This window comes from Mucilaginibacter sp., from assembly GCF_041663085.1.
GTDB lineage: Bacteria > Bacteroidota > Bacteroidia > Sphingobacteriales > Sphingobacteriaceae > Mucilaginibacter.
Genome location: NZ_JBAZRC010000172.1, coordinates 1 through 10,199 on the forward strand (window position 1 = coordinate 1; position 10,199 = coordinate 10,199).

Consider the following 10,199-nt stretch of genomic DNA (forward strand, 5'->3'; position numbering starts at 1 on the left):
GAGCCCATTGTTATGGCAAACGTACCGCGCCTTGTACCAAACTGGACAGCCCCTATATGCATTGGCCGCCACGCTTTTGGCGATCAGTACCGCGCTACCGATTTTGTAACCAAAGGCAAAGGTAAACTAACCATCACTTTTACACCCGAAGATGGTGGCAAAGAGCAGTCATTTGAAGTTTACAACTTTAAAGGCGACGGCGTTGCATTGGCTATGTACAATACCGACGAGTCTATCCGCGGTTTTGCACACGCTTGTTTTAACCAGGCATTGATGAAAGGCTGGCCTTTATACCTGTCAACCAAAAACACTATCCTTAAAAAATACGATGGCCGTTTTAAAGACATTTTTGAAGAGATATACCAGGCAGATTACAAAACTAAGTTTACCGAAGCCGGTATCACTTACGAGCACCGTTTAATTGACGACATGGTTGCATCGGCCCTTAAATGGAATGGTAACTTTGTGTGGGCTTGTAAAAACTATGATGGCGACGTACAGAGCGATACCGTAGCACAAGGTTTTGGCTCGTTAGGTTTAATGACCTCTACTTTGGTTACACCTGATGGCACCGTTATGGAAGCCGAAGCAGCGCACGGTACGGTAACCCGCCACTACCGCGAGCACCAGGCAGGCCGCCCAACATCTACAAACCCTATTGCGTCTATATTTGCATGGACACGCGGTTTAGAATTCCGTGGTATACTGGATGGTAACCAGGAGCTGGTTAACTTCTGTAAAGCGTTAGAAGAAGTTTGTATTGAAACCGTTGAAAGCGGTAAAATGACCAAAGATTTGGCCATCACCATAAAACCAAAGGTTGAGCACGGTACCGATTACCTGTACACCGAAGAGTTTTTAGAAGCTATTAACGAAAACTTAAAAGCAAAATTGGGTAAATAATTTATCCCGTATAATGTAAAAAGCCCGTTCTGAAAAGAGCGGGCTTTTTAAGTTTAAAATAGATTGTATTATCAACTTAATTATAATCGTATTTACCGGCATTGGGGTCTACTATTTCTTTTATCCGTACGAAATCGCCATTAAGGTGGTCTATCTTCATTTCAAAGGTGGCTTCGGCATTCGATGCTGCTAATGTGCCAAGTATCCCAAAAAATACCCTGGCAGTTATCATACCAACAGTACTTGGCATTGCCGATGCTTTACCGGTAAAAAAGAAATCATCATTTGTCTTTTTCAAGGGGTAATAATCATATTTGGTAGCTATGTATGCCTGCCCCTGATAAACCACCGCGTAAACTTTATCCGATTTTACTTTTTTTAGTTTCCCCTTCTCGCCGGGTGTTTTCATGGTATAATCAATAAAATTATTGGTTACGATGATTGGCGCATCGGGCACCTGGTTGCAAAATGATTGATAGGTTAAATATAACCCATCGGCATAGGTGGTAGTATTGTAAACTTTTAAACTGCGTTTTTCAACACTGTCTATCCTTATCAGGTCGGTATAACTGTAAATTTTGGGGGCTGCCGGTACTTTGTTGAGGTTGGATGCTATAAAGCCGGAGACAGTTTCGCTGCCACGTTGCAGCAGAGCCTTAGTGACATCAACTCCCGACGAGATCTGACTTATCGTATCAATGGTTTTAATTTCCTGGTAACCGTTGGGCTGCTTTGCATACAAACCTGCCCTCAAATAAAAATATCCATTTTCTTTAAATGAGCCGGTAACTTCTGCAAAGCTTAACTGCCTGATTTGTATCAACAGTTCCTGTGATTTTGCTATGCTGTCTGTTAAAGCATTTAAAATATGATTGAACTGGTTATCAAGCGGTTCTTTGGCAATAACTTTTGTGTTTTTATTAAAAGCACCTGTTTGTATAATACCCATGCTGGTAGTATCCTTGCGGATATCTAAAACACTTATTTTGTTATAAAGGCTATAGCTTACTTTGCTTTCGGGTAGTTCAAATGTGAATTTTTGGGTGCTTTGTGCCCGCGTGTTGTTATACATAAGCAGCACTAAAACAGAAATTGAAAGGAGTTTTTTGGAGGATAAAAAAGCTGACATGTAATGGATAAAGTTTATGCCGTAAAATTAGTTTTTGTTTGGGCTTTATACAACTGTACCGGGGAGTTTTTAAAAGCAATTAACGAAAACTTAAAAGCAAAATGGGCCTTTCTATTTGTTGGGGCGGCCAATCTCCATTGAACATTCCTTGGCAATGGTTTGTGCCATTTCACGCGTAAGTGGTACCATCACAGAGTCGGGATTTATTTGCTTTAATTTAGCAAGTACACAGTCGGATAGTTGTTCGTATTGTTTTTTATTATCGGCTGTTGCGTCTTTTAAGAAAACCTCACGCAGGGTTTTTTCAATTTCGGGTGTCCAGGGTACAAGTGTAGGCTTTAACCCGCTATTAGCGTCGCTGCTATTTGCAAAACCATATTCCTTACCTATTTTTGAGCTTAAACGCTGAAGGCTGTCCTTTGATACGGATTCTACGCCCTTGGGTAGTTCCTCTTTTAAGCGTTTAATTATAAAGGTGACAAATTTTTGGCGCTTGCTATCATCAGGTAACCGTTCGCTAACCTCGGCGTTAATTTCGCGGTATAGCTTTGATTCATAGCTTTTGGTCCATACAGAATCGTTTTTACATGATGATATACTGATGAACGCGATAATGATAAGGACGGCTTTTTTCATGAAAACGTACGTTTACTACTCAAACATAATATTAACTTTTCACAATCATTTTAATAATTAACTAATAACTTAGCCGCATAAACAAGAATATACATTACCATGTCATCATTATATCCATTAAAATTTAAAACCATATTTAAAGACAAAATATGGGGCGGCCATAAAATAGAAACGTATCTGCACAAAAGCATTGGCAATTTGCCAAACTGCGGCGAAACCTGGGAGATCTCGGGCGTAAAGTCGGATGTTTCTGTTGTAGAAAGCGGCGAACTGAAAGGACAATCGTTGGCAGACCTGCTGGAGAAATTTAAGGGCGAACTGGTAGGTGAGAAGGTATACAAGCATTTTGGCAACATCTTCCCTTTGCTGGTTAAATTTATTGATGCCAATGACGACCTGAGTGTACAGGTGCACCCTAATGATGAGCTGGCTAAAAAGCGCCATAACTCGTTCGGTAAAACCGAAATGTGGTATGTGATAGAAGCCGACCCAGGCAGCAGCCTGATAACCGGGTTTAACCGCGAAATGACCGAGAAAGAATATGTGGATGCTTTAAACAGCGGCCATATTATGGATATCCTGAACAAGGAAGATGTAAAAGCTGGCGACGTTTATTTTTTACCTGCCGGCCGCGTACATACCATTGGTAAAGGCCTGTTGATTGCCGAAATTCAGCAAACGTCTGATATCACTTATCGTATTTACGATTTTGACCGCGTAGACGATAAAGGTAACAAACGCGAGCTGCATACCGAAGAAGCCCTGGCCGCTATAGATTACAAACATTACCCTGAATATAAAACTTTGTACACACCTAAAAAGAACGAGGATGTACACCTGGTAACCTGCCCATATTTTACAACCAACGTGCTTGATTTTACCCACGGCGTTGATAAGGACTACTCGAACTTAGATTCGTTTGTGATATATGTTTGTGTAGAAGGGGAGTTTACTATTAAACATAACGATTTGGCTTACCCGGTAAAAATGGGCGAATGCATCCTGTTGCCAAAAACCGTTGATAAGGTTGAGTTGAAAACCACATCGGGCTTTAAAATACTGGAAAGCTACATTGAGTAATTTGTGAGTGTACCCATAAAAAAAGACCGGCTTGTTTATCAGCCGGTCTTTTTATTTTAGTTAATATCTGTTTTAAACAACCGTAAATCAAAATTAATTGTAAAGTCTTACGTCTGCCGGGTTTTGTAACGAGCGGGATATCTCTGCAAGATACTGCTCATCAATAGGTTTTAAAAGATAGTCGGTAATGATAGGGTTGCTTTTAGCACGTTTAATATCCTCAAGATCAATAGACGAGCTGATATTGTATAATGTGATATTTTTACCCAACTGAGATTTTATTTCCTCAAAAGCTTTATTGAATTCCCAGCCATTCATCACCGGCATATTAATATCTACAAATAAAACATCCGGTAAACGTTGTTCGTTTTGTGGATCTTTTAAAAAGTCGATAGCTTCTTTTCCGTTACTAAAGTTCAGTATTTCGTCGAATAGGCCCTTTATTGCTGTGATTTTTTTGAAACCGTATGTAAAAATTTCATCATCATCAACAATTCCCGCAGTCACATTTTTGTTTTCGGTATTCATTTTTTGGTATTGATTATACCAACTTTACTGTAAATTTTGTGCCAACATTTACGGTGCTGTCAACTTGTATAGATCCGCCCAGCGCTTCAACCTGGTTGCGGGTGATAAAAAGGCCTATCCCTTTCGAGTCGGAGTTTTGATGGAAAGTTTTATACATGCCAAAAAGCTGGTCGCCGTAGCGCTGCATATCTATGCCAATACCGTTATCCTCAAATATGAGGTAAACTTCGTTACCCACCTTACGGGTGGTTATATTTATTACCGGGTTACGGTCTGGGTGTTTATATTTAATAGCATTGGTAAGCAGGTTTTGCAAAATACTTTCAAGGTAGGCTGGGATGTAGTTAACCTGCGGGCAGTCGCTAAAATTGGTATTTATAATGGCGTTTGTCCTGTCGATATTGGTATGCAGCGCCGATGCCACATTATTAAATATGGTTTCAAAATTAAGCAGCTTACGTTCGCGGGTAATTTCAGATTGTATCCTCACTATCTCATCAAGGTGGCCCATTGTGGCGCTAAGGCTTTCGCTGATGGTTTTAATGTGCGAGAAGATCTCCGTACGTTCTTCGCTTAGTTTTGCTTCTTCAAACAAATTCACCATGAATTTTAAATTGCCCGAGTGCGACCGCAGGTTGTGCGATACGATGTAGGCAAAATTTTGCAGGCGCTTGTTCTGATCATCCAGCAGGTTTATTGACGATTGCAGGGTTATCCCTTTTCTTTTAATACTATCAATATCCTGAAAAATACCCCTTATGGTTATGCACTTGCCATGATCGTTAATTACAGGCACCCCTTTTGAGCGGACCCATATCACATTGTTTTTTGCTGTTTTAAACAAAAGCTCAATATCATAAGGCTTGCAGTAGTTTAAAGCATCATTAATAACATTAGTTAATGTTGTGCGGTATTGCGGCTCAAAAAAGCCAATGGCTTCCTCAACACTCATTGTTACATGGGCGTCAAGCTCAAAAATATCATACATCTCTTTCGAGAAAGTAAGCCCCATGGTAGCCGTATCAATTTCCCAGCTGCCAATTTTGGCTATGCGGCCAATTTCGTTGCCCTTAAACTCGGCTTCGGCAACTTTTATCTCGCTTATTTTTAAAGCGTGGATGTTTTTAAGTACACCGTAAATTACCGGGCCATCGGCGGTATCGTGCTTTTGAGTAGTGTTCTCAAACCATTGGTAACCGTTTTGTTTGGTAAGCAACCTGATGTGTGCAACCGGCGAACCACCTTGCCTTGGATGTTGCGTGGCTTTCAAGAAAACCTCTTTATCGTGATAGTATAAAAGCTGGTTAAAAAAGAAATTGTAGGAGCACTCAATTTCACCGGGAGCATATCCTAAGGCACTGTAAAACCCCGGTGACCATTTAACTTCTTTGGTATCGGTGTTATATTCCCATATGCCTAAATTAATTTTATCAATTATACGCGCAATATGAGCTATGCCTTCGCCAGAAAACTTATGACTCTCAGAAAAACTCATTTCGCACTTTAATCACTAATACTTTTTATTTACACAAGGTTTAATAAAATACATGCCAAAAATGTGGGCCATCTGTTTAATACAACCCAGCGTTGTTGTAAATTATTATAAGGACACAAATATTTTATACGGGTCTGAATATTTAACCATGTTCCCCATATCATTGACCTATACAAATTTATATTGTATTGAAAATTACACTATTATAACAATGTAAGGCTCTTATACGGTTATTTCCCTACAGGGTTATGAAAATTTGGACGGGTAAAAATAGTATAATATTTATCGTAATAATATAGTTAAGTGTAAAGAAATATTATTGCTTAAAGGAGTGCGTAAGCTAATTGCTGTACAAGGGCAGCATATTGCATCTCTATTTTTTAATTGTAACTGTAGATATATCAATTACATTGCCACCGGATATTCAAAACTGTAATGCCCGTAATTAACCAATTGCCAAACTTTTATATATTTACCCGTACCAATATATACCTGCTATGAAAAAATTATTTGCTAACCTGCTTACGGTGCTATTAATACTATTAACAATAAATGCCTCGGCCCAAAAAACGCCTGTGGGTAAAGTTTGGACAACAGCTAAAGCTAATGCATGGTATGCACAGCATAAATGGATGAGCGGAGCTGATTTTATACCCAGCAGCGCAATAAACCAGCTGGAAATGTGGCAGGCAGATACCTTTGACCCCGCCACCATCGACCGTGAACTGGGCTATGCACAGGGAATAGGATTTAACACCATGCGCGTATTTTTATATAGCCTTGCCTGGAAACAGGATAAAGCAGGTTTTAAAAAACGTGTTGACAAGTACCTCACCATTGCCAACAAGCATGGTATTAAAACCATGTTTGTTTTTTTTGACGATTGCTGGAATGCGGATGCCAAAACCGGTAAACAACCTGCCGCCAAAACTGGCATCCATAACTCGGGCTGGTTGCAGGATCCTGGAAACAGGCTTAACAACACTGGCGAAACCGCCATGCTGCAAGCTTATGTAACTGATGTATTAACAACCTTTAAGCATGATAAACGCATACTGCTTTGGGACTTGTATAACGAGCCGGGCAATTCTAACAAAAAAGAAGCGTCACTTACTTTACTTACAAAGGTATTTGCCTGGGCCCGTGCTGTTAACCCTGACCAGCCAATATCTGCCGGCCTGTGGGACTGGAATTTTGAGAAACTGAACACCTACCAGGCGTTAAATTCGGATGTAATAACCTATCACGATTATACCGACGAGGCATCGCATCTTAAAACCATCCAGCTGTTAAAAAGCCACGGCAGGCCCATGATATGTACCGAGTATATGGCCCGTACACGCGGCAGCAAATTTGCCAACGTTATGCCTATGCTAAAAAAGGAGAATGTAGGCGCGTTAAACTGGGGCTTTGTAATGGGTAAAACCAATACTATTTACGCCTGGGATAACCCTATACCTGATGGCAGCGAACCCAAAGAATGGTTTCACGATATTTTCAGAAAGGATGGTACGCCTTATAGACCGGAAGAAGTGGAACTAATTAAAAAGCTGAACGGGAAGTAAGAATAACTTCTACAGTCAGGTTGCAGGCATTTTTATAGCTTTGCAGCCATGAAGGCCAGCCTTAAATTATTTGACTTTACGCAACGGGTTAACTATAAAACCGAGATATTGGCGGGCCTTACCGTGGCTATGACGATGATGCCCGAGTCATTGTCGTTCGCCATATTGGCGGGCTTCCCTCCGCTGGTGGGTTTGTATGCCGCTTTTATTATGGGATTGGTTACAGCCGTGTTTGGCGGCAGGCCGGGGCTTATATCCGGCGGGGCAGGGGCTACTGTTGTGGTACTTATAGCCCTGATGAAAACCAACGGCATGGAATATGTTTTTGTCGCTGTAGCCATGGCAGGGGTTATTCAAATTGCAATTGGCCTGTTTAAACTGGCAAAGCTGATCAGGCTGGTACCGCAACCCGTAATGTACGGCTTTGTGAATGGGTTGGCTGTAATTATTTTTATGGCGCAACTACAGCAATTTAAAACAGTAGTTAACGGGCACCAGGCCTGGCTTAGTGGTACACCGCTGTTAATTATGGCAGGCCTTGTTGCATTAACCATCGGCATTGTTGTGGTTTTCCCTAAAATAAGTAAAGCTGTGCCGGCATCATTGGTAGCCATTGCTGTTGTGTTTGCTTTGGTGCTTGGTTTTGGCATCCACACTAAAACAGTAGGCGATATAGCATCTGTTAGTGGTGGTTTCCCGCCGTTTCATATCCCTGCTGTTCCGTTAAACCTGCATACGCTGAATATTGTATTCCCTTATGCTTTAATTATGGCTGCCGTGGGTTTAACTGAAGGCTTACTAACCCTAAACCTGGTTGATGAAATAACCGCCACCAAAGGCAACGGCAACCGCGAATGCATTGCGCAGGGCAGCGCAAATATTTTAAACGGTTTCTTTTTTGGGATGGGGGGCTGCCCCATGATAGCGCAAACGCTGGTAAATCTTTCGGCAGGTGCAAGGGCAAGGTTGTCAGGGATCATAGCATCACTCACCATCTTGATTATCATCCTGTTTGGTGCGCCTGTTATTGGCAGGTTGCCCATGGCTGCGCTTACCGGTGTAATGATCATGGTGGCGTTTGGCACTTTTGAGTGGATAAGTTTCAGGATCTTCAATAAAATGCCAAAGCAGGATGTGTTTGTAGGCATATTGGTTGCAGTGATAACTATACTGCTGCATAACCTTGCATTAGCTGTACTCATAGGCGTTATTATATCGGCCCTGGTGTTTGCCTGGGAGAGCGCTAAACGCATCCGTGCACGTAAATATGTTGATGAACATGGGGCTAAACACTACGAAATTTACGGCCCGCTGTTTTTTGGCTCGGTAACAGCCTTTACCGAAAAATTTGATGTGATAAATGATCCTGAAGAAGTGGTAATAGATTTTAAAGATAGCCGCGTGGCGGATATGTCTGGCATCGAGGCGCTTAATAAACTTACCGGGCGCTACCATAAAGCCGGTAAAAAGCTACACCTGAAACATTTGAGTAACGACTGTGTGGCTTTATTAGAAAACGCAGCCGATGTTATTGATGTAAACATTATGGAAGACCCCAACTACCGGGTGGCAACTGAAAAGAATTATAGCATTTAAGGTTAATGCTGACTCTGTTTTACGCAGATATGCTGCGCGAATCCATGCGCGAGCGTTCGGATAATTTTTCTTTCTGAAAATCAACCATTTATAATCTTAAATCCAAATAGCTTATTAAGTCTATAGGAATTATAGAATTAATACCTACATTTGTAGTGTTAATTGTTCTTTAAACATACTTATCCAGAAAGACAGAGGGAAAGGCCCTATGATGTCTTAGCAACCTGTACGGCATTTAGCTTGTGTAAGGTGCTAATTCCTGCTTCGTAACCAATGCGAAGACAGATAAGCGGAGTTAAAAGAAATTGAATGCATGTTTAAGCATTCCTCTTGCGCTGTTATGGCGTCCCTCTAAAAGCTTTCTGCGAATAATTTTATTGAAAACTATTTTTACAATATATAGCTTTACGCTATAAAAGATATTTTAAAAACATTTTAAACCAGGAAAACATGAGCTTACGCATTGGCGACGACGCCCCAAATTTTAAGGCACAAACATCAAACGGAGAAATTGATTTTTACGATTACCTGGGCGATAGCTGGGGCGTTTTATTCTCTCACCCGGCCGATTATACACCGGTTTGTACTACTGAGCTGGGCAAAACCGCATCATTAAAAGATGAGTTTGAAAAACGCAATGTAAAGGTGATAGCGTTGAGTACTGATAATGTAGAATCGCACAAAGGGTGGATAAAAGATATCAACGAAACACAGGGTGTGGAAGTAACCTTCCCGATCATCGGTGACGAGAGCCGCGAGATCTCGCAGGCTTATGATATGATCCACCCCAACGCATCGCTAACAGCAACCGTACGCTCGCTGTTTATTATTGGGCCCGACAAAAAGATAAAACTGATCATCAGCTACCCTGCATCAACCGGCCGCAATTTCCAGGAGATATTAAGAGTAATTGACAGCCTGCAGTTAACTGCTTACCACAGCGTAGCAACCCCTGCCGATTGGAAAGATGGAGAGGATGTGGTAGTGTTGCCATCAATCAAAACAGAAGATATTCCGGCTAAATTCCCTAAAGGTTTTAAAGAGGTGAAACCATACTTGCGTACAACACCGCAGCCCAATAAATAACCAGGGCCGGAGAGGCATAAAGTCGCGTGGCCGAGAGGATAGGTGTGGGTCTGCAAAACCTTTAACGGTAGTTCGAATCTACCCGCGACGTCTAACTATACTGACTGACTAATAACTGATGGCGGTGGGCTGAGGAGCCCATCGCTTTTTTGTTATTGCTAAAATTGACTCACAGCAAGTG

9 protein-coding genes, 1 tRNA gene and 1 riboswitch are annotated in these 10,199 nt (G+C 41.4%); of the genes, 6 read left to right on the forward strand and 4 right to left on the reverse strand.

The features are described 5' to 3' along the window. Positions 1-903 (forward strand): isocitrate dehydrogenase (NADP(+)) (locus WC615_RS20850; RefSeq protein ID WP_372979991.1); only part of this gene is annotated, 903 nt, incomplete at its 5' end. 76 nt (positions 904-979) lie between these two features. On the opposite strand, the gene WC615_RS20855 is transcribed toward WC615_RS20850, so the two are convergent. Then, positions 980-2,032, reverse strand: coding sequence for a hypothetical protein (locus WC615_RS20855; protein WP_372979992.1), 1,053 nt, complete (start codon positions 2,030-2,032; stop codon positions 980-982). A 111-nt stretch (positions 2,033-2,143) separates the two neighbouring features. Continuing rightward, a complete protein-coding gene (locus WC615_RS20860) occupies positions 2,144-2,668 on the reverse strand; it encodes a hypothetical protein (protein WP_372979993.1) in 525 nt (174 codons plus the stop codon). Positions 2,669-2,767: 99 nt separating this feature from the next. Here WC615_RS20860 and WC615_RS20865 point away from each other — a divergent pair, with 99 nt between their 5' ends. Further along, entirely contained in the window at positions 2,768-3,748 is a 981-nt protein-coding gene (locus WC615_RS20865; RefSeq protein ID WP_372979994.1) for a type I phosphomannose isomerase catalytic subunit, read from the forward strand. Between the two features lie 93 nt (positions 3,749-3,841). Here the strand turns inward: WC615_RS20865 and WC615_RS20870 are convergent, their stop codons facing one another. Both WC615_RS20870 and WC615_RS20875 read right to left on the reverse strand, forming a co-directional pair. Next, entirely contained in the window at positions 3,842-4,276 is a 435-nt protein-coding gene (locus WC615_RS20870) for a response regulator (RefSeq protein WP_372979995.1), read from the reverse strand. 13 nt (positions 4,277-4,289) lie between these two features. Then, complete coding sequence (locus tag WC615_RS20875; RefSeq protein ID WP_372979996.1) at positions 4,290-5,771, reverse strand: ATP-binding protein; 1,482 nt, start codon at positions 5,769-5,771, stop codon at positions 4,290-4,292. 497 nt (positions 5,772-6,268) lie between these two features. On the opposite strand from WC615_RS20875, the gene WC615_RS20880 reads away from it, so the two are divergent. From WC615_RS20880 to WC615_RS20895, 4 genes are all read left to right on the forward strand, one after another. Continuing rightward, a complete protein-coding gene (locus WC615_RS20880) occupies positions 6,269-7,336 on the forward strand; it encodes a 1,4-beta-xylanase (protein WP_372979997.1) in 1,068 nt (355 codons plus the stop codon). A gap of 48 nt (positions 7,337-7,384) precedes the next feature. After that, positions 7,385-8,932 carry a SulP family inorganic anion transporter gene (locus tag WC615_RS20885; RefSeq protein ID WP_372979998.1) on the forward strand — a complete coding sequence of 516 codons (1,548 nt, stop codon included), beginning with the start codon at positions 7,385-7,387 and terminating at the stop codon, positions 8,930-8,932. Positions 8,933-9,108: 176 nt separating this feature from the next. Next, a riboswitch (SAM riboswitch) is annotated at positions 9,109-9,224 on the forward strand. Positions 9,225-9,382: 158 nt separating this feature from the next. Further along, entirely contained in the window at positions 9,383-10,018 is a 636-nt protein-coding gene (locus WC615_RS20890; RefSeq protein WP_191173851.1) for a peroxiredoxin, read from the forward strand. A 20-nt stretch (positions 10,019-10,038) separates the two neighbouring features. Then, positions 10,039-10,109: transfer RNA gene (locus WC615_RS20895), tRNA-Cys, on the forward strand. Positions 10,110-10,199: the final 90 nt, after the last annotated feature.